Annotated in this window: 1 protein-coding gene; it reads left to right on the top strand. The window is 64.4% G+C overall.

The features are described from left to right. A partial coding sequence (locus tag AACY49_RS31130; RefSeq protein ID WP_445262695.1) for a hypothetical protein occupies positions 1-441 on the top strand: 441 nt, incomplete at both ends.

Here is a 441-nt window from a genome sequence, read left to right on the forward strand (position 1 = left end):
TCTTCGACTGCGCATCACACAGCTCTACATCGAAGCCGCGGCTGCCGAGCGCCGCGCTGAAGTACTGAGCGAGCAGGCCGGGATCGCCAACAATGCGTTCCGCGTCTCAAGCGAGCGCGTCAAGGCAGGCGACGTCGGACCGATTGAGCAACAGCGTGCCGATGTGCTGCGCATCAATGCCCAGATCGCGGCCGATAGTGCCGCCCGGCAGGCACTGGCGGCGCGTACAAACCTTGAAACATTGCTTGCGACGCCCGTGACGGGCCCACTTGATCGCGCGTGGTTCGAGCGGATCGATGGCTATGGGCCTCCACAACCGATAGATGTCGAAGCCACGCTCGCGCTCGTTGCTGCGCAAGCAGACGTTCGTACCGCCGACGCGCAGGTGCGCGTCGCCCGATCGCTGCGTATGCCGGATCTCACGATCAGTGCTGGGGCAAG

Source organism: Pseudomonas sp. EL_65y_Pfl2_R96 (assembly GCF_963970905.1).
Taxonomy (GTDB): domain Bacteria; phylum Pseudomonadota; class Gammaproteobacteria; order Pseudomonadales; family Pseudomonadaceae; genus Aquipseudomonas.